Here is a 25026-nt window from a genome sequence, read left to right on the forward strand (position 1 = left end):
ATTACTGGTCTTCAGACTTCGTGACGCTCTCAAGCCGCGTCAGCTGGGTCGGATGACCGATATATCCTTCAACCTTGCTCGACAGGACGATCGGCTCGAACCGCTCGAACATCGGCAGCACCGCCGGCTTCTGCTCGACGAACATCTTCTGCATCTCGACATAGAGCTCGCCGCGCTTCTTGGCGTCCGGCTCCATCGACGCCTTCGCCGTCAGCGCCGTGAGTTCGGGAATGTCCCAGGCCGAGCGCCAGACGAAGTTGCCGGCGTTATTGGCTTCCTTCGAGTTGTCGGGATTGGAGGAGAACTGCTCCATCGAGCCGAGCACGTTCGGCATGTAGGCGCTGGTCTGCGGGATCAGCAGATCGAAATCCCGGGCGCGATGGGCGGCGATGATTTCCGAGCCGTTGCCCTGTTGGATATCGACCTTGATGCCGACCTGGGCGAGCGACGCCTGGATGGCCGTGGCAAGATCGATGCGCGGCGTCTGCGCGATCGTCTTCAGCGTCAGCGAGAAGCCCTCCTTGAACCCCGCTTCGGCCAACAGCTGCTTGGACTTTTCGACGTCGAGATGCCAGTCGGGATTCGGGATCGCAGATTCGAAATTCTCCGGAACCGGAACGTTTCTCGCCCGCCCGTAGGGTCCCATGATCGTCTTCTCGATGCCCTTGTAGTCGATGCCATAGGCAATGGCCTCACGCACCTTCGGGTTGGACAGGTACTGGTTGCCGGCATTCATCGACAGCACGTAAAAGCCGCCCGTCGGGATACGCTGGATGGTAAAACCCTGCTTGTCTTTGAAGGTGGCGAGATCGGCGGCAGTCAGGGCGCTGGCGATATCGATGTCACCGCGATCGAGCATCAGCCGCTCGACCTGGCTTTCCGGAACATGGCGGACGATGACGCGCTTCATCTTTGGAGCGCCGGTCACATAATCCTTGTTGGCGTCGAGGATCACGAGCTCGTTCGGAGACCAGCGGTTCAGGGTGAACGGACCGGAGCCGGCCGAGTGCGTGCGCATCCAGGCATTTCCCCAGTCATTGTCGGCGACATGCTTCTGCACTTCGACGCTGTCGACAATGCTGGTGGTCGATGCCGCGAGCCGATAGAGCAACATCTCGGCGGTCACCTGGCCGGAAAAATCAATTCGCACCGTCTTGTCGTCGACTGCGGTGACGAGCTTGTCGACATTGTCCTTGTCATAGCCGACGCGCTTGAGGTTCGCCGCAGCAGCCTGGTCGAGCTTCAGAAGCCGCCCGATCGAATAGACCACGTCCTTTGATGTCACCGGATTGCCGGAGGCGAAATTGGCCTGACGCAGCGTAAAGGTGATGCCCTTGTCATCGACCTTCCAGCTTTCGGCCAGCTGCGGCACGATCTTGCCATCCGGCGTGCTGTTGACCAGGCGGTCGTAGAGGTTCGACATGATTTCGACCGCCTTGCCCTCGGTCGCCTGATGCGGATCGAGCGACAGGACCTGCGCCAATGATGTTCCGATCACGAGTTGGTCCTTCGGCGTGGCGGCGTACGAGAGCGGCGCAGCGATCGTCAGAGCACCGAAGACGGCGCCGACGAACAGGCTCTTAGAAAAATGCTTCATTGCAACTCCTCCCTGGATTACTATAAGAGACATATTATGTCGCCCGTATGTCATATTATGATTTATCGAAGTCGGATTCGATTTGCAAGTGCCGAGCGGGAGACGTGAGCCAAGGAACTAGGGAACGAAGAATGACAGCACTCGGCCGTGGTCGGCAAAGACTGGCGCAGCAGGTCATTGATCAGCTGCGGGCGCAAATCGAAACCGGGAAATTGCGCGTCGGCGATCAGTTGCCGACCGAACCCCAGCTCGAATCGACCTTCGGCGTCAGCCGCACCGTCGTGCGCGAGGCCATCGCCGATTTGCGGGCGGCGGGTTTCGTCCGGCCGATCCAGGGCAAAGGCGTCTTCGTCGCGGACCCGAAGGTAAATTCCGTCATGTCGCTGACGCCGGTCGAGATCAAGAGTATTCCGGAAACCCTGGAACTGCTGGAGTTTCGCATGGCGACCGAGGGTGAGGCGGCAGCCATTGCCGCCTATCGCCGCACCGCCGAGCAGGAAGCGGCGATTCGCGAGGCCAATCGGAAAATGGCGGGCATGATCGAGACCGGACAGCAGACCGTGGAAGCGGACTACGCCTTCCACATGGCGGTCGCCGCCGCCACCAACAACCGGTTTTACGTGGACGTCCTGCGCCATTTCGGCCCACGCGCCATTCCGCGCGGCCAGTTTCCGACGCTGCCTGAAGCCAATGACCGCGAATATCTGCAAAAGGTCTATGCCGAACATGTCGAGATTCTGTCGGCGATCGCCGATCAGGACGCGGAGCGCGCCCGTCAGGCGATGCGCGCCCATCTGATGGCCAGCCAGCGTCGCTACCGCATGCTCGCCGAACAGCAATAGGGCTCGACACTCTCAGAAATTCATATTATGTCATATGACATTGATGAACTTTAAGAGGGTCTCCGATGTATCTGGGAACACAGGTGGCGGCGCGCGATGACGACGATTATCGCATTTTCGCGCAATTGGGCGTCAAACATATCAGCGCCGACCCACCGGGCAAGCCGAGCAGCTGGACGCTTGCCGACATCGAGCGTCACCGCGACAAGGTCGAAAGCTTCGGCCTGATCCTCGACATGATCCAGCTGCCCCTGCCCTCGCAGCCGATCGAGAAGGCGTCCTATCCCGATATCCTACTTGCCGGCCCCGAGCGCGACCGGCAGATCGATGCCGTCTGCACAATGATCGAGAATGTCGCAAAGGCCGGCATTCCGGCGGTGAAATACAATCTCAACCTGATCGGCATTCCGCGCACGCCGGATGAGCCGGGGCGCGGCGGCTCGATGAATGCGAGCTTCCGCTGGGAGAAGACCGATCAGCAGGCAGCACCCGGTCTTGCCGGCGTGCTTTCCGAAGACGAAAACTGGGAGCGGATCGACTATTTCCTCGAACGCGTCGTGCCGGTCGCCGAAAGTAACCGCGTCCGCCTCGCCTGCCATCCGCACGATCCCTACACACCGCCCGGCTATCGCGGCGTCACGCGTGTGCTCGGCACGGTGGAAGGCCTGAAGAAGTTCGTGCAGATGCGCGAGAACCCGTATCACGGCCTCAATTTCTGCCAGGGCTCGGTCGGCGAAATGCTTGAAAATCCCCGCGAAGAGATCGACGACATCATTCGCTGGTTCGGAGAGCGCAACAAGATCTTCAACGTCCACTTCCGCAACATCCGCGGCGGCAAGCTGTCCTTCATGGAGACCTTCCCCGACGAGGGCGACATGGACATGGTCCGCTCTGCCCGGATCTATAAGGAAGTCGGCTTCAAATACATGCTGATGCCCGATCATGTGCCGACCGTCAGCGGCAAGGATCCGTCCGCCACGGCATTCGCCTTCTGCTACGGCTATATCGCAGCGCTTCTGCAAGTGCTCGAGAGCGCCTGACGCCGCCCAATTTCAACTCGTAAGGAATAGGACTTGATGATGAACCCGATTGAATTGAAGAAGGCCGTCGGCAGTGGCCTGCTCTCGTTTCCGGTCACGCATTTCGACGACCAGCTGAAATTCGACGAGGCGAAGTACCGCCGCCATGTCGAGTGGCTTGCCGGTTACGACGCCGCCGCACTGTTTGCCGCCGGCGGCACCGGGGAATTCTTCTCGCTCAATCCGAGCGAGATTCCGCAGGTCGTCCGAGCCGCCAAGGCGTCGGCGGGCAATACGCCGATCATCTCCGGAACCGGCTACGGCACGTCGCTTGCCATCGAAATCGCACAGGCGGCCGAAAAGGCAGGCGCCGACGGATTGCTGCTGCTCCCGCCCTATCTGATGTTTGCCGAACAGGCAGGCCTGATCGCCCATGTCAAGGCGGTCTGCCAATCGGTCGGCATCGGCGTCATCGTCTATAACCGCGACAACGCCGTCCTGACAGCCGAAAGCATCGCGCGCCTTGCCGAGGAATGCCCGAATCTGATCGGCTTCAAGGACGGCGTCGGCGATGTCGACAAGGTCATCGAGATCACCACGCTGCTCGGCAACCGGCTGGTCTATGTCGGCGGCATGCCGACCCATGAAGTCTATGCGCAAGCCTATTTCGCCGCCGGCGTTACAACGTATTCCTCGGCCGTTTTCAATTTCGTCCCGGCGCTGGCCCAGCGCTTTTACGGCGCCTTGCGCACCGGCGACCAGGCGACCGTCGACGAAATCCTGAAGGGCTTCTTCTTCCCCTTCGTCGCCTTGCGCAACCGCAAGAAAGGCTATGCCGTCTCGATCATCAAGGCCGGCCTGCGAGTGCTCGGCCAGAACCCCGGCCCGGTGCGCCCGCCTTTGACGGATCTCACCCAGGAAGAATTGGCGCTGCTGGAGAAAATCGTGCAGGCCAACGGCGTCTCGCGGATTGCGGCGGAATAATCGCCGAGGACGGCAGGAGTATCTGCCGCGCCCTCTCGATTCCCTCTTCTCCCCCTCGGGGAGAAGGTGCCCGTAGGGCGGATGAGGGGGCCGACGATGCCGGTCTTCTCCTCCGGCTCATCTCGCTATGTGCGGGATGCTGCGCACGGCAATTCCGGCCGCGTGCCGGAATAGAATTTACGTGAGGGGGTGCCGTTCCGCCCCCCTCATCCGCCTGCCGGCACCTTCTCCCCGAGGGGAGAAGACGATGCGCCGCACCCTCGCCATTCCCCAGCAGACTAATCTTCGCCTACAACGCCATCCCGCTGCCACGATCGAAGACATGCACCTGGTCGCTGGCGATACTCGCCTCGAAGACGGCGCCGTAGCGGGCGGGGTATTCGCCGTCGACGACCGCCGTCACCTGCTGGCCGGCGAGATCGAAGACGATATGGGTCTGGGCGCCTGTGGGTTCCACCAGCATGGTACGGCCGCCAAGCGGCGTGCCGACCGATATGCCGGGGATGAGATGTTCGGGGCGCAGGCCGATGGTGACGGCCTGGCCGGGTCTGACCTTGCGGTCGGGCGCGATACGGATCGCTGTGCCATCGTCGAGGCGGGCGGTGGGTTCGCCGTTTTCTCCGGTGACCGTGCCGTCGAGCATGTTCATCGCCGGCGACCCGATAAAGGCGGCGACGAAGAGATTGGCGGGTTTCTTATAGAGTTCGAGCGGCGTACCCGACTGCTCAACCCTGCCGTGATTGAGCACGACGATGCGGTCAGCGAGCGTCATCGCCTCGATCTGGTCGTGGGTGACATAGATCGAGGTCGTCTTCACCTTCTGGTGCAGCGTCTTGATCTCCGAACGCATCTGCACGCGGAGTTTAGCATCGAGGTTGGAAAGCGGTTCGTCGAACAGGAAGACGGCGGGGTTGCGCACGATGGCCCGGCCCATGGCGACACGCTGGCGTTGGCCGCCGGAAAGCTGCGCCGGCTTGCGGTCGAGCAGCTTTGCGAGATCGAGCATGCGGGCGGCTTCAGCAACGCGGGCCTCGATCTCAGGCTTTTGGACGCCGGCAAGCTTCAGGTTGAAACCCATATTTTCCGCCACAGTCATATGCGGATAGAGCGCGTAGGACTGGAAGACCATGGCGATGTTGCGCTCGCGCGGCGTCATGCCGTTGACGACATTGCCGCCGATCGCGATCTCGCCGTCGGTGATCTCTTCCAGACCGGCGATCATCCGCAGCAGCGTCGATTTTCCGCAGCCGGACGGTCCGACGAGGGCAACGAATTCGCCATCGTCGATATGAAGGGAAATGCCGTGGATAACGTCGACGGCGCCATAGGCCTTGCTTACATCGTGCAGTGAAACGGATGCCATGATTGCAGCTCCAATAGTTCGGCTCAGGACTTGACGGCGCCGGCAGTCAGGCCGGCGATGATGTGCCGCTGGGCGACGAAAAAGACGATGATCGTGGGAAGGATGGTGAGCGTGATGAAGGCGAGCACCAGTTGCCATTCCGTGCCGTATTCGCCGCGATAGACCATGATGCCGAGAGGCCATGGGTATTTCGATTCCGAGTTCAGCATGATCAGCGGCAGGATGTAGCTGTTCCAGCTGCCGACAAAGGAGATGATGCTGACGGTGGCGACGATCGGCCGGGAGAGCGGCAGCGAGACGTGCCAGAAGAACCTGAGATAACCGCAGCCATCGACGAAGGCCGCCTGGAACAATTCTTCCGGAAGGTTGCGGAAATAGTTCCTGAACAAAAGGATGCTCATGCCGAGGCCGAAGGCGACCTGCGGCAGCACCACGCCCCAGTAGGTATTCAACAGCCCGAGATCGCGAATGCGGATGAAGAGCGGCAGGATCGCGGTCGCTGCCGGAAACATCAGCCCGAGCAGAAAATAATTGAGCAGGAAGGACGAACCGAAGAAGCGGACATGGGCGAAGGCGAAGGCCGCCATGGACGAGACGATCAGCGTCAGCAGCACGGTCAGCGCTGCGATGATCAGCGAATTGCCGATCTGCAGCCAGTAACGCCCGCCGAAGAGGATGTCGGTATAGTTCGTCCACTGCCACTCGGTCGGCAGGCCGAAGGGATTGGTGCGCAGGTCGCCCAGTGTCTTGAAGCCGCCAAGCGCCGTCGTCAGCAGCGGGATCAGCACGATGGCGGCAATCATGGTCAGGGACGCGTAGAGATAGATGCGGGTCGAGGCGCGCATGCGGATGGAGGAGCTCATATCAGTCATGGCGCATGAAGATCCTTTTGTAGCCGAAGGCAAGCGTCACGCAGATGATGAAGAGCACGACGCCGACGGCGCTGCCCAAGCCCACCTGCATGCGCATGACGCCATAGGTGTAGAGAAAGGTGACCATCGTCTGGGTGGAGTTCGATGGTCCGCCGCCGGTCAGCGGCATGATCATGTCGAAGAGCTGCAGCGAGCCGACGACGGCAAAGAAGATCGACAGGCGCAAGGTCGAGCCGAGCAGCGGCAAAGTGACGTAACGGAATTTCTGCCAGCCGGTGGCGCCGTCGATTTCGGCCGCTTCCAGCACGCTCTTATCGACCGATTGCAGGCCGGCGATGAACAGCATCATGTGGAAGCCGAAATATTTCCAGACGATGACCCCAAGCACGGCATAGATCGCCACGTCCTTGTCGGCGAGTACATAAGGGTTGGCGAAGCCGAAGAAGTTGGAAATAGCGGCAAACAGGCCGTAATCGCCATCATAGACGAAACGCCAGATCAGGCCTGCGGCAACATCCGCCAGCACATAGGGCAGGAAGAAGATCAGCCGGTAGCCGACGACGCCGGGAATGCGATGGGCCAGCATGGTAGCCAGCCAGATGGCGAGCGGCACCTGGATGCAGATCGAGATAATGATGATCAGGCCGTTATTGACCAGCGCCTGGGTGAAGGCGGCATTGCGGAACAGGACCTGGAAATTGCGCAGGGAGATGAACTCGGTGGGCGTGCCGTAGCCGTTCCATTTGTAGAGGCTGTACCAGGCCGCCTCGCCCATCGGCATGATGACGAAGAGCGTGAACAGCAGCAGGGCCGGCGGCAGGAAGAGCAACAGAACCGTCAGCCGATCGTGAGCGACTGAACTCTTCCGGTTTGCGGCTCGTCTTGCCGGCCTTGCGGCGCTCGGTGTCGATAGGACTGAGATATTGGCCATGGTTCCTGCTTTCGCATCTCGTCGGCAGCGATGCCGGCGCTCCCAATTGGCAGGAGCGCCGGAAGGTTCTGCGGGCGCTGGTTATTGTTCCAGCTCGAAAGCATCCTGGATCATCTGGGCGCCGTCCTTGGAGTTCATCTGTCCGGAGACGATTTCCACCGAGACGTCGTTGACGACACGGCCGACGGCCGCACCGAGATCCTGGTCGAAGAAGTTCTGATGCCAGGTTGAACCCGCCAGCTGTTTGGCGGATTCGGCAAGCAGCGGGTTGACGACGCCGTCATCGGCGCCGACGGCAACGGGAAGCAACATGCCTGATTTGGCCATCGCCCGCTCATTCTCCGCATTCGTCAGGAAAGCGAGGAAATCGATTGCTTCCTTGGAAGCTTTCTTGGTGACGGCCCAGCCGTTCAGGCCGCCAAGCGTGTCCGTCGGCTTGCCGGCGCCGCCCTCCACCGTCGGGAAGACGAAACGGCCGATATTGTCGGGGGCCAGGCCCTTGCCGTCGCCGGCATTCTTGCGCTGGTTGGCCTCGGTCGCTTCAAAACCGAGGATCATCGCCGCCTTGCCGTCCCCGAAAACGCCGAGCGTCTGCGGCCAGGTGGCGCCGAGATAGCCGGGCTGGAAAGGTTCCAGCTTGCCCAGTTCGGCGAGGTCGTCACCGGCCTTGATGATCGCCGGATCGAGGAAACCTTCGCCTTCGCCGTTCTTGGCCGCGTCGAAGACCTTCTGGCCGCCCTCGCGCATGACGAGATAGCTCCAGTAGAAATGGATCGGCCATTTCTCGCCGCCGCCGCCGGCGATCGGCACGATGCCGGCTGCCTTGATCTTCTTCACCGCAGCGAGGAAATCAGTCCAGGTCTTGATGTCCTCGACCTTGACGCCAGCCTTGGCGAACAGCGCCTTGTTATAGAAAAAGCTGACGAGACCGACCTTGTAGGGAATGGCCCAGGTCTTACCCTCAAAAGTTAAGCCATCGACCGATGCCGGGGTATAGGCCTTGCGCAGCTTGCCGCCATCGGCGTCGAGGGCTGCCGTCACATCCTGAAGAGCGCCGGTCTCGGACTGCTGCTTCAACACGCCGCCGCCCCAACTGAAAAAGAAATCCGGCACGTCGTCGGACTGCAGCAATGTCGGAAGCTTGGCCTTGAAGGCCTCGTTTTCGAGGAACTGCATCTGGATGTCGACATCGGGATGCTGGGCTTCGTATTTCTTGACGATATCCTCCCAGGCCGCGACATTTTTCGGATCGAGCTCGAGATGCAGCCATTTGACAACCGTCGTCGCCGAGGCGGCTCCTGCTCCGGCCAGCAACATGCCGGCTGCCGCGGCCATAGATACGATGCGCCTGCCGCCGAAACCGGCGTTCTTCAGCATGAAATTCATGATTTCCTCCCTGGGGACCGATCCTCACAATTTTTCCCCAATGCGGATTAATTCAACGGAGGTTTCATCGGATGTCAACCCGATCGCCGCTATTTTTAGCAAATGCGCTTGACAGGTCCGCGGAATTGCCTGCTATTTATTTCGTAACCCGTTAAAAATATTGGCTTCCGCCCAACGAACAATGCCGGCTAGTTTTTCATGAAGACCGCAGATCCAGAATTGATGCGCGCGATCAATCGCTTGAACGTGCTCGATACCATCCGGCGACATGGTCCCATCTCGCGCATCGAGATCAGCGAACGGACTGAACTCTCGACGACCACCGTCTCCGCCATCACTGCCTCGCTGCTCGACGATGGGCTGATCCTGCCACGTCATGAAGGCGATATCCGCAATGAGACTGTGCGTGGCAGGCCGCGCGTGGCGCTGGAGCTCAATCCGGACGCTGCCCGCGTCGTCGGCGGCAAGATCGCCGCCAACCGGATGGTGTTCGTCGTCACCAATTTCCGCGGTGACGTGCTGTCGAAGCTCGCTCTGCCGATCCGTATCGACCGGCAGCCGATCGGCGTCATCGCCGATCTGGTCGAGGACGGGGTCAGGCGCTGCGTCGTCGACGCTGGACTGTCGCTGGAAGATGTCGACAGTATCTGCCTCGGCTTTCCCGGCGTCGTCGAGCATCGCACCGGCTACATCAGAAGCAGCCCGATCTTTCGCGACACCAATGTCGATTTTGCCGCCGAAATGTCGACGCGGCTATCGACGCCGACCATCGTCGAAAGCGACGCCCATGCCATCACGCTCGGCCATCACTGGTTCGGAAGAGCCAGGGATCTCGAGGATATGGTATTGATTTCGCTGGAACAGACGCTGGGACTCGGCGTGTTGCACGGCAACCGCCTGTTCCGTGGCGCCGGCGGCCTCAGCCACAATCTCGGCGATCTCGTGCTTGGCATGGGACCGAACGGCATCGTGCGGCTTTTCAGCCAGGCCGGCGAAAGCGCGATCCTCGGCGAACAGCAGGCCGACGGGCGTTTTGCCGAAGCGATCCGCCTCGGGCGCGGCATGACCCATGCCCAGGCTCTCATCAAGGCCGACGACGACCGGTTGATTGGCGCTGCCATCCGCGCCGGCGAAGCCGTGGGATTGACCATCGCCAACATTGTCACGCTGTTTGCGCCGCCCCGCGTCATCCTTGTCGGCTCCAGCCTGGCGCTCGGCGAACCCTTTTTGAACAGCCTGCGCGATGCCTATGCGCTCGCCATTCCGCCGTCGCTACGCGGCGTGAGTGAACTCGTCTTCGATGATTCGAGCGATGATTTCTGGGCGCAGGGCGCGGCCGCAGTAGCGCTCTACGAACTCTACGAATCGCCCTGGAGCACTACCGGGCCGGCGCTCTGAGGAGCGCACACTCAAGATCAATGGAGGAATTCATGGACAAAGTCGGTGTCGGCATCATCGGATGCGGCAATATTTCGGGCGCCTATCTCACAGCGATGGCCTCCTTTCCCATTCTCGATATCCGCGGTGTCGCCGATCTCAACCGGGAGCTCGCCGAGGCCAAGGCGCGCGAATTCAACGTTCCCGCCAAATCAGTCGAAGAACTCTTCGCCGATCCCAAAGTCGAAATCATCGTCAATCTGACCATCCCGAAAGCCCATGTCGCCGTGGCGCTCCAGGCGCTCGAGGCCGGCAAGCATACCTATTCGGAAAAGCCGCTTGGGATTAATTTCGCAGAAGGGAAAAAATTGGCCGAGGCCGCCAAGGCCAGGAATTTGCGTATCGGCGCCGCGCCTGACACCTTCCTCGGCGGCGGCCACCAGACGGCCCGTGCCCTGATCGACCAGGGCGTCATCGGCCAACCGGTCGGCGGCTCGGCAAGCTTCATGTGCCCGGGCCATGAGCGTTGGCATCCGAACCCAGCCTTCTATTACGAGGTCGGCGGCGGGCCGATGCTCGATATGGGTCCCTATTACATTACCGAACTCGTCAATCTGCTCGGGCCGGTATCGCAGGTCGCGGGCTTTGCGACGACGCCACGGGCCGAACGGCTTATTACCAGCGAGCCGCGTAATGGCGAGCGTATTCCCGTGCATGTGCCGACCCATGTCGCCGGCATGATGGCTTTTGCCAATGGCGCGGTCGTGCAGATTGCCATGAGCTTCGATGTCGCCGCCCACAAGCATGTGCCGCTCGAAGTCTACGGAACCGAGGGCACGCTGATCGTCCCGGATCCCAACAAGTTTGCCGGTCCTGTCGAGTATCTGAAGAAGGGCGGCGCCTTCGAGGACCAGCCGGTCACCGCGCCCTATGCCGAAGGCAATTTCCGCTCGCTCGGCGTCGCCGACATGGCGCATGCAATCCGCTCGAAGCGGCCGCACCGCGCCAATGGCGATCTGGCGCTGCACGTGCTCGAAGTCATGGAAGCCTTCCATACCGCGTCCGAAACCGGCCGAACGGTGACGATATCAACGGCGGTGGAACGCCCCGCCCCCTTGTCCCAATCCATCGTCGACGGACGGCTGGCGAAATAAGTTTCAGGAGGAAAGAGAATGCGTGAAGCACTGATCGTCTGGGGTGGCTGGAGCGGGCACGAGCCGCAGGAATGCGCCGAAATCATCAAGACCATGCTCGAGGAAGACGGTTTCAAGGTTTATCTCGAACACGGCACGGAGGCGCTCGCCGACCCTTCCGTCCATGATCTCAGCCTCGTCGTGCCGATCATGACGATGTCGAAGATCGAGAAGGAGGAGGTCAAGAACCTCGCGGCCGCGATCGAAAGCGGCGTCGGCATTGCTGGCTATCACGGTGGCGCCGGCGATGCCTTTCGCGATTCCGTCGATTATCAGTTCATCATCGGCGGCCAGTGGGTGGCCCATCCCGGCAACATCATCGACTATACCGTCAATATCACCCGGCCGGACGATCCGCTGATGGAGGGGATCGCCGATTTTCCCTACACCTCTGAGCAATATTACATGCATGTCGACCCCTCGAACGAGGTTCTGGCAACGACGAGGTTCACCGGCGAGCACGCCTACTGGATCGACGGCGTCGTCATGCCTGTGGTCTGGAAGCGCAGATACGGCAAGGGCCGCGTCTTCTATTCCTCGCTCGGCCACCAGGCCAAGGAATTCGACATTCCCGAGATGAAGACAATCTTCCGCCGCGGCGCGAATTGGGCGGCGCGATAGGGCTGTTCGGCTTGCGGGGACCCAAAGACCCCTCTCCAATCCCTCCCCAAAAAAGGGACTAAGAATGCCGCACCGCTTCACATAAACTCTATCGTTTCGTCGAACGGTGACAGCCAGCAAGACCTCTGCTTTTGGTCGCCGCCGGACGCCACAGCTTAGTCCCTCCCCCTTGTGGGGAGGGGTTGGCGAGGGGTTTTCGGCAATCTCAGCGAATGATCAACGCCGTCCCAAATAGCCCCAGCGCGAAAACCGTATGCGCGAGCAGATTGAAGCATCGAACCTTCATCGGCTTCGGATGTTTGGAAGCTGCCCAACCGAGGCCGAGACCGGGCTGCAGCAGGAACCACCCCGCCCCGACTGTGACGATGCCGAATATCCAGGCGGGGAGGAATGTCGGTGCGGCGAGCCAGCCCTGCCCCATGATGATCGCGAAGATCACGCCATAGAGAATGCCGACGGCGTAGTGGCTGATCCAGCCGAGCGCCAATTCCCCGGCATAAGGTTCGGCATCGGCGATGTTGTCATGAAAGACCTTGCCGCGGCCGAGATGCCAGAACCAGCGACCGACCGGCGCCCAATTGGCCGGCGGCTGGCCGAAGACCTTGGCGAGCAGGATCGCCCAGAGATCCATGAGGATGGTTGCGCCGACGCCGATCGCCAAGCCGCGCCACAGAATATCGAACATCGGGAATCACCGGAAAGCGTTGATGGGAGGAGGCCCTAGATGATCATTGCGGCCACGCTGACGCAACTGATCAATTCCTTCCCCGGAATTCCGGTTTGATACGGCGCACCACGCAGTTTGCACGGCCGTCACCCCTCTATCATCCGCAAAAAGGCATCGGTGCAGGCGCAAATTGATGCTTTTCGCGTGCAACGATTTTTCTTACTCACGATCGGAAGGGCAATGAGAGGCGCGGCGATGGCACTGCCATTCTACTGGAACGAGTTGAACACCTATGATTTCGCCGGACTTTCGCCGGATACGACGATCGCCATCCTACCCATCGCCTCAACCGAACAGCACGGCCCGCACCTTCCGGTCGCAACCGACGTGGTGATCGCCAACGGCATGCTGGCCGAACTGCGAAGGCAAAAACCCGGGGACCTCGATTTTCTGGTCCTGCCGACGCAGGAGATCGGCAAGGCAAACGAGCATATCCACGGCCCTGGAACCTTGTCGCTTGGTGCGGATTTGCTCATCCCCGTCTGGACGGCGATCGGGGCCAAGGTCGCCGAAGCCGGTATCCGCAAGATGGTGATCGTCAATTCGCATGGCGGCAATGTCGACATCATGAGCATCGTCGCGCGTGAGTTGCGGGTGCGCTGTCAGATGGCCGTGGTCTCGACGCAATGGGGCCGCTTCGGCCATCCCGAAGGGATGATCAGCGAACACGAGCTGAAATACGGCATCCACGGCGGCGAGGTAGAAACCTCGCTGATGCTGCATTTCCGCCCCGATTTGGTGCGGATGAACAAGGCGCAGAATTTCACCTCGCAGGCGGAATCGATGCGCCAGCAATCGAAATATATCCAGCCTCTGCCGCCCCATTCCCTTGCCTGGATCGCCCACGATCTCAATCCAAATGGTGTGGTCGGCAATGCCGCGCTCGGGACAGCCGGAAAGGGCGAAGCGATCTGCCGCCACCAGGTGAAGGGATTTATCGAGCTGCTCCACGATCTGAAGCGGTACCCGCTGTCCAATCTCTATTTGAAATAACGTCTGTTGGTACCCGAGGTGCGGCTCATATCGCCGCGGATTTTTCCACCGCAATGTGGCCCTTCGCCTGCAGTTCCTCCACCAGTCCGGCAAGTTCGGCCAGGAGATATTCGACGAAGAGGCTGGTGGCGGAATCGAGCGGGGCGCGGGCGCGGGCAAAAAGCTTCATTGGCTGATGGCGCGCATGCGGCTCGGCGATCGGCCGGAAGACGAGTTCGCCCTGGCGGCATTCGGTGATGACGTCGAGCGGGTTCAGGATCGTCAGCCCTGCTCCGGACTTGACCAGCTTCTTCAGCATCTCCGACGCGTTGGTTTCAAGAACCGGCTCGACATGCACGTCAAGGCGCGCCAGGGCGAGATTGATCACGTCGCGCAGGCTGGTGCCCTGCTGGGCCAGCACCAGGCGTTCCTGGACGATATCGGCCAGGTTGATCGGACCAGGACCAATGAGATGATGGCCCGGCGGGAAGACGACGCCGATCGGAATGTCGAAATTGCCAAGCGTGCGGATGCCGGGGGTAGCAGGAATATTGAAGCCGAGGCCGATATCTACTTCCCCTGACAGCACCGGGTTGACCGTCATCGTACCGGCGTCATTGCGCAACTGCATGAAGACACGCGGATGCTCCGATTGGAACCGCGCAATGATGTCAGGCAGCGGTCCCGCCGCGAGACCGACAGTGGTCACCAGGCGCACCTTGCCGGCCTGCTGCATCTTCAGGCTGCGGATGCGGCCCTCCAGCCGCTCATAATTCTTCAGGACCTCGCGAATATGTTCAATGCAGAGCTCGCCGGCTGCGGTCAGGCGCAGGCCGCGCGGCAGGCGCTCGAAGAGCGGCGCGCCCATTTCCTCTTCCAGCGCCAAAATCTGTCGGTTGATCGCTGATGACGCCACGTTCAAGCGCGCGGCCGCTTTGCGGATCGAGCCCGAGCGCGCGATCTCGTTGATATAGAGAAGCTTTCTCGAATGCAGCATCATGACCTCGTTGCACAAAAAACAAGCGCATAGCGCAAATTAGGCACAGGCTTTCGGTGAGATGCCGAAAAGGCATCATTGCGCACGAAATTTGATGCTTTTCAAAGAGCAAAGCAATCGCTCCTATGAAGAAAACCGGACGTCGCCAGAGACGTTGCGGACTCACGAGGGGAACGTCGATCATGTCCAATATACTGAAGAACACCGTCTTTTCCGCACTTGCCGGCCTCGGCGGAATTCTTGCCTCGATCGCACCCGTGCAAGCGGCCGACAAAGTCAGCTATGGCACGAACTGGCTGGCGCAGGCCGAGCATGGCGGGTTCTATCAGGCGGTCGCCGATGGCACCTATGCGAAACATGGCCTTGACGTGACCATCGTCCAGGGCGGCCCGAATGCGGCGAACAGCGCGCTTTTGATTTCGGGCAAGATCGACTTTTACATGGGTGGCCCGCAGGGCGAGATCTCCGCCGTCGAACAGGGCATTCCGCTGGTCGACGTCGCGGCGATCTTCCAGAAGGATCCGCAGGTGCTGATCGCGCACCCCGATGCCGGCATCGACAAGTTCGAAGATCTCGCCAAGCTCAAGACACTTTTTCTCGGCAAGGACGGCTATCTCACCTATTTCGAATGGATGAAGGCGAACTTCAAAGGCTTCCGGGACGAGCAGTACAAGCCTTATAATTTCAGCCCGGCTCCGTTCCTCGCAGACAAGGATTCCGCCCAGCAAGGTTACCTGACCTCGGAACCCTATGAGATTCAGAAGCAGGCCGGTTTCGAGCCGAAAGTCTTCCTGCTCGCCGATAACGGTTATTCGCCCTATTCGACGATGATCACCACCACGCAGACGATGATCGACAGCAAACCGGACGTCGTCCAACGCTTCGTCGATGCCTCGATCGAGGGCTGGTACAACTACCTCTACGGCGACAACAGCAAGGCGAACGAACTGATCAAGAAGGATAATCCTGAGATGACGGATGGCCAGATCGCCTACTCCATCGCCAAGATGAAGGAATACGGCATCATCGAATCCGGCGACAGCCTCGACAAAGGCATCGGCTGCATGACCGACGCGCACTACAAGGCCTTCTTCGACGAGATGGTCGCGATCAAGGTGTTCAAGCCGGAGACCGACTACACCAAGGCTTTCACGACAAAATTCGTGTGCAAGAGCACCGGCATGGCGATGAAGAAATAGCATCCGGCCAATGCCCTCCCTTTCGTGAACGAGACCGGCAATGCCGACAGCTGAAGCTCAGACCCTACCCCCGCAAGAGACGCGCAAGCGGCCGCTGGTCGTCATGCGCTCTGTCTCGAAAACCTTCTCCAGCGGAACCGTTGCCCTTTCGAATATGACGCTTTCCGTGGAAAGCGGGGAGTTCATCAGCCTGCTTGGCCCTTCCGGCTGCGGCAAGTCCACGGCACTGCGCATTATTGCCGGTCTTGGCGACGTCACGTCGGGCGACATCGACTGGCCGAGTTCGCGCGTCAATTCGAAGGGCCTTCCTGAGGGGGACATCGGCTTCGTCTTCCAGGAGCCGACGCTGATGCCCTGGAAGACTGTGTTCGACAACGTCCATCTGCCGTTGAAACTCAGACATGTCTCGAAGACAGCTGCACATGATCGCATCCTGGATGTGCTGAGCACCGTCGGGCTCCAGGATTTTGCCGGCGCCTATCCGCGCGAACTTTCCGGTGGAATGAAGATGCGCGTATCGATCGCCCGTGCGCTGGTGACGAAGCCCAAGCTCCTGCTGATGGACGAACCCTTCGCCGCCCTCGACGAGATAACGCGCCAGAAATTGAATGACGACGTTCTGCGGCTTTGGAAGACGACAGGCATCACCGTCATCTTCGTTACGCATTCGGTGTTCGAATCAGCCTACCTGTCGAACCGGATCGTCGTGATGAAGGCGCGGCCCGGGCGCGTTCATGCCGACCTTCCGCTGACGACCAGTGTTGAACGGGATGCGCATTACCGCACTTCGGAAGAATACCGCAAAGCATGCGAGACGCTTTCGCATTCGCTGATCGGAGCGATCAACGCGACGGAGAACCATTGATGCGCAATGAGAGCGATGCACCGCCATTCCCTGCCGCTGGCGCAAGACGCCGGGATCTGGCGTTGCGCATCTGCACCCCCTTGCTTGTCATCGTGTCGCTGATCCTGATCTGGTCCGCCTACGTGAAGCTCTCCGGCATACCGCCTTACATCCTGCCCGGTCCGGCGGCGGTGGCGAACGCCTTCGTGACCGACTGGGGTACGCTTGCCCCTGCCCTCTGGGTCACAACCAAGATCACGCTGATGTCGCTGATGCTGGCGCTTGTCGGCGGTGTCGGCTTTGCGATCTTCCTGGTGCAGTCGCGCTGGATCGAACTCGCCTTCTATCCGCTGGCTGTCATCCTGCAAGTGACACCGATCGTGGCAATCTCGCCGCTGATCCTGATCTATGCGCCGTCGACGCAGGTGGCGCTGCTGATCTGCGCCTTCCTCGTCGCCTTTTTCCCGATCCTTTCGAACATGGTCCAGGGGCTGAAAAGCGTCGATCACAACCTCATCAATCTCTTCGAACTCTATGGCGCATCCCGCTGGCAGACATTGTTCTTTCTCAAGCTGCCTGCCGCCCAGCCCTACTTCATGACAGGCCTCAGGATCGGCGGCGGACTGGCGCTGATCGCCGCCGTCGTCGCGGAATTTGCCGCGGGCTCGGCGGGCGCTGGTTCCGGCCTCGCCTTCCGGCTTCTCGAAGCCCAATATCGGCTGAACATTCCGCGCCTGTTTGCGGCGCTGCTGATGCTCTCCCTGCTGGGCGTGGCGATCTTTGCCGTCACCTCCTTCATTTCCTGGCTTGCCCTGCACCGTTGGCACGAGAGCAGCCTGAAACGGGAAAACTGATGACCCATTCCTTCATCTCCCCACCCAATGCCGGCCGCTTCGTGCTGAGCAACGCAACGCTGCCTGCCGCTGCGGTCACCGGTTACGGCGCCCCCGCCGCCGAGGGGCTCGTCAAAGCCGACATCGTCATCACCGACGGCATGATCGCCGCGGTGCTGCCGCCCGGCGGGGCGCCTGCCGAACTGGCCAAATCGGATCTTAGGGAAAGCATGGTCTGGCCCTGCTTCACCGACATGCACACCCATCTTGACAAGGGTCATATCTGGCCGCGCAGCGCCAATCCGGATGGCACATTTCCGGGAGCTTTGGAGGCAGTGCGCGCCGACCGCGAAGCGAACTGGTCGGCCGGTGACGTGAAGAAGCGCATGGAATTCTCCCTGCGCTCGGCCTATGCGCACGGCACCAGCTTGATCCGCACCCATCTCGACTCCCTGGCGCCGCAGCATCGCATTTCCTTCGAGGTCTTTACCGAGATGCGCGAGGCTTGGAAGGATCGGATCGCTTTGCAGGCGGTGGCGCTCTTTCCGATGGAAAACATGGCGGATGCTGCCTATTTCGCCGACCTGGTCGCGGTCGTTCGCGACAAGGGCGGCCTGATCGGCGGCGTCACCCGGATGAGCTCTGATCTCGGAAGCCAGCTCGACACGCTGTTCAGAGCGGCGGCCGATAATGGTCTCGACGTCGATCTGCATGTCGACGAGACCGACGATCCGGGCGCTGAAAGCTTGAAGGCAATCGCTGAGGCCGTGTTGCGCAACCGTTTCGAGGGCAAGGTGACGGCCGGCCATTGCTGCTCGCTCGCCCGTCACGACGAAGAGACGGCAAAGCGCACGGTCGCACTTGTCGCAGAGGCCGGTGTCGCCGTCGTCTCGCTGCCGATGTGCAACATGTATCTGCAGGACCGCTACCCCAGCCGCACGCCTCGCTGGCGGGGCGTTACCCTGTTCAAGGAATTGGCTGCGGCGGGCGTCGCAACGGCGGTCGCCTCCGACAATACCCGCGACCCATTCTATGCCTATGGCGATCTCGACCCGGTGGAGGTCTTCCGCGAGGCGGTCCGCATCCTGCATCTCGACCATCCGCTGGATACAGCCGCGCGGGTCGTCACCACCTCGCCCGCCGATATTCTCGGCCGGCCCGATAAGGGGCGCATCGCCGCCGGCGCCTCAGCCGATCTCGTGCTCTTCAGCGCTCGATGCTGGAGCGAATTTCTTTCCCGTCCGCAGTCCGACCGCGTGGTACTTCGCCGCGGCAAGGTGATCGACCGCAGCCTGCCGGACTACCGTGAACTCGACAACCTCGTTGGAGCCTGACATGCCGGATTATCAAAGGATTAAAACAGAACTCGAGGGTATCGCCCTCGAGGACAATCCGGCGCTGGTGCGCCAGAAGAGCCGTGATTTCTACTGGTATTCGCCGATCCTGAAGGCGCAGCTTGACAATGTGACGGCCGATCTCGTCGTCACCCCGAAGAACGAGGAGGAGGTGATCCGGACCTTGAAGGTCGCCTTTGCCCATGGCGTACCGGTGACCCCGCGCGGCGCCGGCACCGGCAATTACGGCCAGGCCATGCCGCTTTCAGGCGGTATCGTGCTGAACCTTGCGGCCATGAATAAGATCAAGGAAATCCATCCGGGCCGGGTGATCTGCGAACCGGGCATCGTTCTTGCTCAGCTCGACAAGCAGACCAAGGCCCATTCCGGCCAAGAGTTACGCTTCCATCCTTCGACGGCCCAGACGGCAACAGTGGGCGGTTTTATCGCCGGGGGCTCTGGCGGCGTCGGCTCGATCACCTGGGGCGGCTTGCGCGATCTCGGCAATATTTTGCGCCTGCGCGTGGTCACCATGGAGGCCGAGCCACGCGTGCTCGACCTTACCGGCTGGGACCTGCAGAAGGTCAGCCACGCCTATGGCACCAACGGCATCATCACCGAGATCGAGATGCCGCTGGCGCCAGCCTATGACTGGGTCGACGTACTCGTCGGTTACGATGATTTCATGGCTGCCGTGCGCTTCTCGGATGCACTCGCCAAATGCAACGGCATCCTGGTCAAGGAGATCGCGCCGATCGCCGCACCGATACCGCACGATTATTTCACCCGGCATAAACCCTATATCCGCAAGGGCCAGTCGGTCGTTGTGCTGATGATCGCGCCGCATTCCATGGATGCTTTCCTCGCCTTTGCCGCGGCTCACAAGGGCGAGATCATGTTCCGCTCCGACAAGGTCGAAAGCATGAAAGGCATTCCGCATGCCTATGAGCTTGCCTGGAACCACACGACGCTGCGCGCGCTGAAGGTCGATCCTGGCTTCACCTACCTGCAGGTTCAGTATCCTGGACCGGATCATGTGGCCAAGGTTGCCAAGATGGTGGAGATTTTCGGTGATGAAGTGCCGGGCCATCTCGAATTCATCAAGTTCGACGGGCAGATCCAATGCTCCGGCCTGCCGCTGGTGCGCTACACCACGGAGGAACGGCTCGAAGAGATCATCAAGATCCACCAGGACCACGGCTGCCCGATCTTCAATCCGCACCGTTACACGCTGGAGGAAGGCGGCATGAAGCGCACCGACAAGGTGCAGCTCGCCTTCAAACACGAAACCGATCCCCGCGGGCTGCTGAATCCCGGCAAGATGATTGCCTGGGAGAATCCGGATTTCGACTTCAATGCCGGCAAGAACTATCTGTTTCCAGGGCTTGCGAGCGTCATGGAGGCCTCATGAGGGTTCTGGTGCTACATTCGCATCCTGTGGAGGAAAGCTATGGCAAGTCGCTTTACAAACAGGCGCTGGAAAGCCTTGAGAAAGCCGGCCATGCCGTGGATGGGTGTGATCTCTACGCCGAGGAATTCGATCCCGTGCTCTCCCGCCAGGACAGGCTCACCTATCACGATTACCCTGCCAACACCGACCTGGTGAAACCCTATGTCGAGCGGCTGAAGCAGGCCGAAGGGCTGGTGCTGGTGACGCCGATCTGGAACTTCGGATTCCCGGCGATCCTCAAGGGCTATTTCGACCGCGTCTGGCTTCCCGGCGTTTCCTTCGACCTCGTCGACGGCAAGGTGGAATCGCGGCTGCGCCATATCAGAAAGCTCGCGGCCGTTCTGACATACGGCGCCACGCCGTTTCGCGCCTTCGCCGCCGGCAACCCGCCGAAGAAAATCGTCAAACGTGTGCTGAGAGCGCAGATCAATCCGCTAAGGCCGGTTACCTTTCTTGCGCATTACGACATGAACAATTGCACACCGGAAACACGGGCGCGGTTTCTGGAGAAGGTGAAGACAGCGATGGAGCGGTTCTAGATGAAGAAGATCTTCAATCCCTCTTCCGTTCGCCGTCCCTTCGGAAATTACAATCATGGATTGCTGGTGCCGCCGGGCGCCTCGTTGCTCGTGACCTCCGGGCAACTCGGTGTTGGTCTCGACGAGGAGGTGCCGGAGGATGTCGGCGCGCAGGCAGAACTTTGCTTCGAGGCGATCAAGGCGATTCTTGCCGAGGCGGAGATGAATTTCGCCGACGTCATCCGCATCTCGGGTTTTGTGACGAAGCGCGAGCACTTCGCCGACTATATGCAGGTCCGGGATCGATATACGCTCGATCCGAAACCGACCTCGACGCTGATCGTCGTCGCCGGTTTCACCCGCCCGGAATTCGTTGTGGAAGTCGAAGTTACGGCCGCCAAAGTGTTCTGATGAAGCGAGACGCCTCGGAACATCCACCCGTCAGTTGCCCCCTTCCCCAGCTTCGTATCGCCGCTCATCCAAGCTTTCGAGATGGTAAGGCCCCTCTTTTCGCGTGCGGCGTCGATGCGGTCGGGGTCATCGAAAGACGCGACGATCTACTAGACTTGCTGGTCTTGCGGGGCATCGGCAAGGGACGAACATCCGACCGCAACGCCTGACATGCTGGCGGCGGAAACCGCAAGAGGGGTGCGGTATCGATTGGCACCAAGGTCTTGCGCTCCTCTGCAATTTAGCCAAAAATACTGATCGTAATGCTTGTGCTCTGACAGCAATCCGGCATCGCTGGACGTTTTCATTCAATAAATCAAAGTTGAGCGCAGATCACATAGCGTGGCGGCGGCAATCTGCCTTACCGAGACTGAACAATACGAATTTGTAACATTGGCGGCATGGATGCGTCATGTCTTTCGTGGAATCGCAAGGTGACAGAAAGTATCGGACCAGTGAGCGAGTGGGTGGGCTCGTTGATTGCTCATCGCTGCAGGTCGAGCTCAGACATTTCGATCCGGGCTGGCAGGTCGACCTTACACTCGAATGCACGGAAATAGCCGTCCTGCTCTCGGGGCAGTCGAAGATCAGGTGGACGGGTGACGGCCACAGGCGGGATGCGATTGCCCGCCCCGGTGTCGCTTGGATATGTCCAGCGGGTGTCCATGAGAGCGGTGTAGAAATCATGGGTACCATGCCCGAGTCCCTCCACATCTTCCTGCCGCCCTCGCTCGTTGGTGAGAGCGCACTTTCAAACTTCGACATCGATCCGGCCAAGGTGCAGCTCGCCTATGCGGGAGGCGTCCCCGATCCGATGGTGCTGCAGATCGGTCAACTCTTTCGAGGTTTGTTGAACAGAAGCCTTGAACCGACTGATCGCCTCTATCTGGACGGCATCCAGACGGCGCTGGCGGCGCACCTGCTCGGCACCTATTCGTCTGTTCGCTGGCAACCTGCCGCACGGGCGCCGACTGTCGACCCAAGAAGGCTGCAACGCGTCTTCGATTTCATTGAAGCCCGCATCGCAGCCGAAATCTCGCTGGATGACCTTGCCGCGGAGGCTTGCCTCAGCGCCTTTCATTTTGCCCGCATGTTTCGCAAGGCTACCGGCCTGACGCCGCATCGCTACGTCACCGAGCGACGGATCGAGGCGGCCAAGGAAAAGCTCCGGCTCGCACGGTCCTCGCTCGTGGAGATCGCGTTCGATACCGGCTTCGGCTCGCAGGCGAATTTCACCCGGGTCTTCCGGAAGATGACCGGTTTGACGCCCGGCCAATACCGCGCGCTCTTCACCGGTTAGCGGCTTCCGCCTATCGGAGATAGTTCTCGGTTCGCGCATGCCGCACGCCGGAGCGCAAGATTTGCGCATAGCGCAGCAAGAACTGAAAATACTGCCGACCGGTTCCGCCTATACACCTGTCTCATCGAGCGGGGAGCGCTAGCCCCCGAACTGAAAAGAGGAGACAGGAGATGATTTCCATTGACGAAGCTCGCAGGGTCATCGCCGCAGGTGAGGCGCGGGCTAATGAGATCGGTGTGCCGGTCAATATCGCAGTCTTGGACGCCGGAGCGCATCTCAAGGCGTTTGGCCGAATGGACGGCGCAGTGCTCGGCTCGATCGACCTCGCTATGGGCAAAGCCCGGACGGCCGTATTGTTTCGAACGACAAGCGAGGCCGTCTGGGAATATTGCAAACCAGGCGCTCCCGCCCATGCCCTCGAACTATCCAATGGCGGCCTAACTCCCTTTGCCGGCGGCATCTCGCTCTTTGCCGGCGACGGCACGGTGATCGGCGCCGTTGGCGTTTCCGGCGGAGCAGTTCCACAGGATCTCGAAATCGCGCAGGCAGCGGCTGCGGCCGTCGCATGACGCTATGCCAACATTTGATTTCGACCAACCCGAAACCATCGAAAGGAATGTCTCATGACAAAGACCATTTTGATCACTGGCGCAGGCTCCGGCTTCGGCAAGGGTGCCGCCATCGGCATGGCCAAGAACGGCCACAGCATCATCGCGACGACGCAGGTTTCCTCGCAGGTTACGCCGCTGCGTGAGGAGGTCGCCACCCTCGGCCTGAAGAACGTCCGTGTCGAGCGTCTCGACCTCACGGATCCCTACGACATCAAGCAGGCGCAGGGATGGGATATCGACGTTCTTTGGAACAATGCCGGTATGGGCGAAGCCGGCCCGGTTTGGGAAATCCCGATCGAACTTGTTCGCAAGAATTACGAAGTCAACGTCTTCCTGCCGCTGGTGCTGACTCAGGGCGTCGTCCAGAGATGGGTGCGCGAAGGCAAGAAAGGCAAAGTGGTCTTCACGTCCTCGATGGGCGGCCTCTTCACTCCGGCCAACTGGGGCACCTATGTCTCCACCAAGCACGCGTTGGAATCGATCGCCGAAGCGCTGCAGCAGGAACTCGCCCCTTACGGCATCAAGATCCAGACAATCAACCCCGGCGCCTACTACACCGGCTACAACGAGACGATGGCGGACAATCCGTTCCGCTGGCTGGATGACAGCAAGAACTTCACGAAGCGCGCAGATCTGCGAAAGGGCTTCGACGATTTCTTCGCAACGCCCGAAGGTAAGATGGACCCGAAGGAAATGATCGACCGGATGATCGAAGTCGTTCCGGCCGACACCGGCAGGTTCCGCAACGTCGTTCCGAAGGTCATCGAGGACATGCTGAAGGAGCATCAGCTGAGAGCCTGGGAAAACCAGATCTAAGCAGATTTCTGGCGGCGAGCGCCGCAAGCGGCACCCGACCAGCGGGTGTCGACCCACTCGTTTACCCTCCGGAGAAAACCATGTCCTACACTGCAACGGCAGCCGTCTGCCGCCCGCAATCCCGGGCCAGGCGCATCTTCAACGCGACCCTCGGCATCGCTACCGCCATCCTTGCTCTGGGCGGGCTCGAAGCGCACGCCGCCGCAGCGCAGTCTCTCACTGAAACCGAACGCCGCAACAAGGCAGCCATCGAGGCTGGCTTCGAAGCCTGGGCGGCCGGCACAGGCAGTCCTTATGATCTCCTCGCCGACGACGCCCGCTGGACAATCGAGGGCTATTCGCTGGCATCGAAGACCTATCCAAGCCGCGAGGCATTCCTGCGTGAGGTGATCCGCCCGTTTAATGCTCGAATGAAGGCACCGCTGAAGCCGGCGATCCGCAATGTGTATGTCGACGGCGACACTGTGATCGTCTTTTTCGACGCCCGCGGCATCGCCCGCGACGGAGAGCCCTACGCAAACACCTATGCCTGGTTTCTCGACATGCGCGACGGCCGTATCGTCCGTGCCTCGGCCTTCTTCGATTCGATCGTGTTCAACGCCTTGTGGACCCGTGTGACGCCGGTCGACTAGTGTCTTCCAGGTCGAACCAAACTTGCCGTTCCCAGATGGCGCGGCGGACATTCTGCACCATATCACTCGGATGCCCGCCTCTGCGCGATCGATCGGCCGCCCTCTTCTACGGTTTCTCGGCGCCACTATCGATGCGTCACTGGTATCTCGGGCGGGCA

The 25026-nt window shown here is 60.5% G+C and carries 25 protein-coding genes; 18 read left to right on the forward strand and 7 right to left on the reverse strand.

Annotated elements, in window-relative coordinates; all coding sequences use genetic code 11:
- Nucleotide 1: 1 nt before the first annotated feature.
- Entirely contained in the window at nt 2–1597 is a 1596-nt protein-coding gene (locus GGI60_RS11015; protein WP_183915635.1) for an ABC transporter substrate-binding protein, read from the reverse strand.
- A gap of 131 nt (nt 1598–1728) precedes the next feature.
- Between GGI60_RS11015 and GGI60_RS11020 the strand changes: the two genes are divergently transcribed.
- The 3 genes from GGI60_RS11020 (at nt 1729) to kdgD (ending at nt 4442) form a co-directional block, all read left to right on the forward strand.
- Nucleotides 1729–2439 (forward strand): FadR/GntR family transcriptional regulator, encoded by a 711-nt coding sequence (locus tag GGI60_RS11020; RefSeq protein ID WP_183915637.1) that lies wholly within the window; start codon nt 1729–1731, stop codon nt 2437–2439.
- A gap of 65 nt (nt 2440–2504) precedes the next feature.
- On the forward strand, nt 2505–3479 hold the full coding sequence (locus GGI60_RS11025) for a mannonate dehydratase (protein WP_183915639.1): 975 nt from the start codon (nt 2505–2507) through the stop codon (nt 3477–3479).
- Nucleotides 3480–3515: 36 nt separating this feature from the next.
- On the forward strand, nt 3516–4442 hold the full coding sequence (gene kdgD / locus GGI60_RS11030) for a 5-dehydro-4-deoxyglucarate dehydratase (RefSeq protein WP_183915641.1): 927 nt from the start codon (nt 3516–3518) through the stop codon (nt 4440–4442).
- Nucleotides 4443–4731: 289 nt separating this feature from the next.
- Here the strand turns inward: kdgD and GGI60_RS11035 are convergent, their stop codons facing one another.
- From GGI60_RS11035 to GGI60_RS11050, 4 genes are all read right to left on the reverse strand, one after another.
- On the reverse strand, nt 4732–5943 hold the full coding sequence (locus tag GGI60_RS11035) for an ABC transporter ATP-binding protein (RefSeq protein ID WP_409527255.1): 1212 nt from the start codon (nt 5941–5943) through the stop codon (nt 4732–4734).
- Nucleotides 5829–6677, reverse strand: coding sequence for a carbohydrate ABC transporter permease (locus tag GGI60_RS11040; RefSeq protein WP_183915645.1), 849 nt, complete (start codon nt 6675–6677; stop codon nt 5829–5831). The genes GGI60_RS11035 and GGI60_RS11040 overlap by 115 nt, the downstream gene beginning before the upstream one ends.
- The gene (locus tag GGI60_RS11045) at nt 6670–7608 is read right to left on the reverse strand and encodes a carbohydrate ABC transporter permease (RefSeq protein WP_183915647.1); all 939 of its coding nucleotides are present in this window, start codon (nt 7606–7608) and stop codon (nt 6670–6672) included. The genes GGI60_RS11040 and GGI60_RS11045 overlap by 8 nt, the downstream gene beginning before the upstream one ends.
- Nucleotides 7609–7689: 81 nt before the next feature.
- The gene (locus tag GGI60_RS11050) at nt 7690–8994 is read right to left on the reverse strand and encodes an extracellular solute-binding protein (RefSeq protein WP_183915649.1); all 1305 of its coding nucleotides are present in this window, start codon (nt 8992–8994) and stop codon (nt 7690–7692) included.
- A gap of 198 nt (nt 8995–9192) precedes the next feature.
- Here GGI60_RS11050 and GGI60_RS11055 point away from each other — a divergent pair, with 198 nt between their 5' ends.
- From GGI60_RS11055 to GGI60_RS11065, 3 genes are read left to right on the forward strand one after another with little or no spacing between them, the layout of a single operon-like run.
- The gene (locus GGI60_RS11055) at nt 9193–10392 is read left to right on the forward strand and encodes an ROK family transcriptional regulator (protein ID WP_183915651.1); all 1200 of its coding nucleotides are present in this window, start codon (nt 9193–9195) and stop codon (nt 10390–10392) included.
- A 32-nt stretch (nt 10393–10424) separates the two neighbouring features.
- Nucleotides 10425–11525 carry a Gfo/Idh/MocA family protein gene (locus GGI60_RS11060; RefSeq protein ID WP_183915653.1) on the forward strand — a complete coding sequence of 367 codons (1101 nt, stop codon included), beginning with the start codon at nt 10425–10427 and terminating at the stop codon, nt 11523–11525.
- 18 nt (nt 11526–11543) lie between these two features.
- Nucleotides 11544–12185 carry a ThuA domain-containing protein gene (locus GGI60_RS11065; RefSeq protein WP_183915655.1) on the forward strand — a complete coding sequence of 214 codons (642 nt, stop codon included), beginning with the start codon at nt 11544–11546 and terminating at the stop codon, nt 12183–12185.
- A 205-nt stretch (nt 12186–12390) separates the two neighbouring features.
- Here the strand turns inward: GGI60_RS11065 and GGI60_RS11070 are convergent, their stop codons facing one another.
- Nucleotides 12391–12870: a DUF2938 domain-containing protein gene (locus GGI60_RS11070; protein WP_183915657.1), complete on the reverse strand. Its 480-nt coding sequence runs from the start codon at nt 12868–12870 to the stop codon at nt 12391–12393.
- A gap of 237 nt (nt 12871–13107) precedes the next feature.
- Between GGI60_RS11070 and GGI60_RS11075 the strand changes: the two genes are divergently transcribed.
- Nucleotides 13108–13905: a creatininase family protein gene (locus tag GGI60_RS11075; RefSeq protein WP_183915659.1), complete on the forward strand. Its 798-nt coding sequence runs from the start codon at nt 13108–13110 to the stop codon at nt 13903–13905.
- 25 nt (nt 13906–13930) lie between these two features.
- Here GGI60_RS11075 and GGI60_RS11080 read toward each other — a convergent pair whose 3' ends face one another.
- Nucleotides 13931–14881 carry a LysR family transcriptional regulator gene (locus GGI60_RS11080; protein ID WP_183915662.1) on the reverse strand — a complete coding sequence of 317 codons (951 nt, stop codon included), beginning with the start codon at nt 14879–14881 and terminating at the stop codon, nt 13931–13933.
- Between the two features lie 182 nt (nt 14882–15063).
- Here GGI60_RS11080 and GGI60_RS11085 point away from each other — a divergent pair, with 182 nt between their 5' ends.
- The 11 genes from GGI60_RS11085 (at nt 15064) to GGI60_RS11135 (ending at nt 24868) form a co-directional block, all read left to right on the forward strand.
- Nucleotides 15064–16080, forward strand: coding sequence for an ABC transporter substrate-binding protein (locus GGI60_RS11085; protein WP_183915663.1), 1017 nt, complete (start codon nt 15064–15066; stop codon nt 16078–16080).
- A 40-nt stretch (nt 16081–16120) separates the two neighbouring features.
- Complete coding sequence (locus GGI60_RS11090) at nt 16121–16945, forward strand: ABC transporter ATP-binding protein (RefSeq protein ID WP_183915666.1); 825 nt, start codon at nt 16121–16123, stop codon at nt 16943–16945.
- Nucleotides 16945–17778: an ABC transporter permease gene (locus GGI60_RS11095; protein WP_183915668.1), complete on the forward strand. Its 834-nt coding sequence runs from the start codon at nt 16945–16947 to the stop codon at nt 17776–17778. Before GGI60_RS11090 ends, GGI60_RS11095 begins: the two co-directional genes overlap by 1 nt.
- Nucleotides 17778–19091: a cytosine deaminase gene (locus tag GGI60_RS11100; protein ID WP_183915670.1), complete on the forward strand. Its 1314-nt coding sequence runs from the start codon at nt 17778–17780 to the stop codon at nt 19089–19091. The genes GGI60_RS11095 and GGI60_RS11100 overlap by 1 nt, the downstream gene beginning before the upstream one ends.
- Before the next feature lies 1 nt (nt 19092).
- Nucleotides 19093–20502, forward strand: coding sequence for an FAD-binding oxidoreductase (locus GGI60_RS11105; protein ID WP_183915671.1), 1410 nt, complete (start codon nt 19093–19095; stop codon nt 20500–20502).
- Nucleotides 20499–21080 (forward strand): NAD(P)H-dependent oxidoreductase, encoded by a 582-nt coding sequence (locus GGI60_RS11110; RefSeq protein ID WP_183915674.1) that lies wholly within the window; start codon nt 20499–20501, stop codon nt 21078–21080. Before GGI60_RS11105 ends, GGI60_RS11110 begins: the two co-directional genes overlap by 4 nt.
- Nucleotides 21081–21470, forward strand: a complete 390-nt coding sequence (locus GGI60_RS11115; protein ID WP_183915676.1) for a RidA family protein — start codon at nt 21081–21083, stop codon at nt 21468–21470.
- Between the two features lie 451 nt (nt 21471–21921).
- Entirely contained in the window at nt 21922–22809 is an 888-nt protein-coding gene (locus GGI60_RS11120) for a helix-turn-helix domain-containing protein (RefSeq protein WP_183915678.1), read from the forward strand.
- Nucleotides 22810–22979: 170 nt separating this feature from the next.
- On the forward strand, nt 22980–23378 hold the full coding sequence (locus tag GGI60_RS11125; protein ID WP_183915680.1) for a heme-binding protein: 399 nt from the start codon (nt 22980–22982) through the stop codon (nt 23376–23378).
- Between the two features lie 54 nt (nt 23379–23432).
- Nucleotides 23433–24236, forward strand: coding sequence for an SDR family oxidoreductase (locus tag GGI60_RS11130; RefSeq protein WP_183915682.1), 804 nt, complete (start codon nt 23433–23435; stop codon nt 24234–24236).
- A gap of 80 nt (nt 24237–24316) precedes the next feature.
- Nucleotides 24317–24868, forward strand: coding sequence for a nuclear transport factor 2 family protein (locus GGI60_RS11135; RefSeq protein ID WP_183915684.1), 552 nt, complete (start codon nt 24317–24319; stop codon nt 24866–24868).
- Nucleotides 24869–25026 lie beyond the last annotated feature (158 nt).

This window comes from Rhizobium lentis, assembly GCF_014200175.1.
Classification (GTDB): Bacteria; Pseudomonadota; Alphaproteobacteria; order Rhizobiales; family Rhizobiaceae; genus Rhizobium; species Rhizobium mulingense.

Bases quoted from the DNA above. Each gene is read 5' to 3' on its own strand.
- GGI60_RS11080 (WP_183915662.1), bottom strand. From the start codon at position 14,881: ATGCTGCATTCGAGAAAGCTTCTCTATATCAACGAGATCGCGCGCTCG.
- GGI60_RS11130 (WP_183915682.1), top strand. From the start codon at position 23,433: ATGACAAAGACCATTTTGATCACTGGCGCAGGCTCCGGCTTCGGCAAG.
- GGI60_RS11125 (WP_183915680.1), top strand. From the start codon at position 22,980: ATGATTTCCATTGACGAAGCTCGCAGGGTCATCGCCGCAGGTGAGGCG.
- GGI60_RS11120 (WP_183915678.1), top strand. From the start codon at position 21,922: ATGTCTTTCGTGGAATCGCAAGGTGACAGAAAGTATCGGACCAGTGAG.
- GGI60_RS11065 (WP_183915655.1), top strand. From the start codon at position 11,544: ATGCGTGAAGCACTGATCGTCTGGGGTGGCTGGAGCGGGCACGAGCCG.
- GGI60_RS11085 (WP_183915663.1), top strand. From the start codon at position 15,064: ATGTCCAATATACTGAAGAACACCGTCTTTTCCGCACTTGCCGGCCTC.
- GGI60_RS11095 (WP_183915668.1), top strand. From the start codon at position 16,945: ATGCGCAATGAGAGCGATGCACCGCCATTCCCTGCCGCTGGCGCAAGA.
- GGI60_RS11015 (WP_183915635.1), bottom strand. From the start codon at position 1,597: ATGAAGCATTTTTCTAAGAGCCTGTTCGTCGGCGCCGTCTTCGGTGCT.
- GGI60_RS11045 (WP_183915647.1), bottom strand. From the start codon at position 7,608: ATGGCCAATATCTCAGTCCTATCGACACCGAGCGCCGCAAGGCCGGCA.
- GGI60_RS11090 (WP_183915666.1), top strand. From the start codon at position 16,121: ATGCCGACAGCTGAAGCTCAGACCCTACCCCCGCAAGAGACGCGCAAG.
- GGI60_RS11020 (WP_183915637.1), top strand. From the start codon at position 1,729: ATGACAGCACTCGGCCGTGGTCGGCAAAGACTGGCGCAGCAGGTCATT.
- GGI60_RS11100 (WP_183915670.1), top strand. From the start codon at position 17,778: ATGACCCATTCCTTCATCTCCCCACCCAATGCCGGCCGCTTCGTGCTG.
- GGI60_RS11050 (WP_183915649.1), bottom strand. From the start codon at position 8,994: ATGAATTTCATGCTGAAGAACGCCGGTTTCGGCGGCAGGCGCATCGTA.
- GGI60_RS11055 (WP_183915651.1), top strand. From the start codon at position 9,193: ATGAAGACCGCAGATCCAGAATTGATGCGCGCGATCAATCGCTTGAAC.
- GGI60_RS11040 (WP_183915645.1), bottom strand. From the start codon at position 6,677: ATGACTGATATGAGCTCCTCCATCCGCATGCGCGCCTCGACCCGCATC.
- GGI60_RS11135 (WP_183915684.1), top strand. From the start codon at position 24,317: ATGTCCTACACTGCAACGGCAGCCGTCTGCCGCCCGCAATCCCGGGCC.
- GGI60_RS11105 (WP_183915671.1), top strand. From the start codon at position 19,093: ATGCCGGATTATCAAAGGATTAAAACAGAACTCGAGGGTATCGCCCTC.
- GGI60_RS11060 (WP_183915653.1), top strand. From the start codon at position 10,425: ATGGACAAAGTCGGTGTCGGCATCATCGGATGCGGCAATATTTCGGGC.
- GGI60_RS11025 (WP_183915639.1), top strand. From the start codon at position 2,505: ATGTATCTGGGAACACAGGTGGCGGCGCGCGATGACGACGATTATCGC.
- GGI60_RS11070 (WP_183915657.1), bottom strand. From the start codon at position 12,870: ATGTTCGATATTCTGTGGCGCGGCTTGGCGATCGGCGTCGGCGCAACC.
- GGI60_RS11110 (WP_183915674.1), top strand. From the start codon at position 20,499: ATGAGGGTTCTGGTGCTACATTCGCATCCTGTGGAGGAAAGCTATGGC.
- GGI60_RS11075 (WP_183915659.1), top strand. From the start codon at position 13,108: ATGGCACTGCCATTCTACTGGAACGAGTTGAACACCTATGATTTCGCC.
- kdgD (WP_183915641.1), top strand. From the start codon at position 3,516: ATGATGAACCCGATTGAATTGAAGAAGGCCGTCGGCAGTGGCCTGCTC.
- GGI60_RS11115 (WP_183915676.1), top strand. From the start codon at position 21,081: ATGAAGAAGATCTTCAATCCCTCTTCCGTTCGCCGTCCCTTCGGAAAT.
- GGI60_RS11035 (WP_409527255.1), bottom strand. From the start codon at position 5,943: ATGGCAACTGGTGCTCGCCTTCATCACGCTCACCATCCTTCCCACGAT.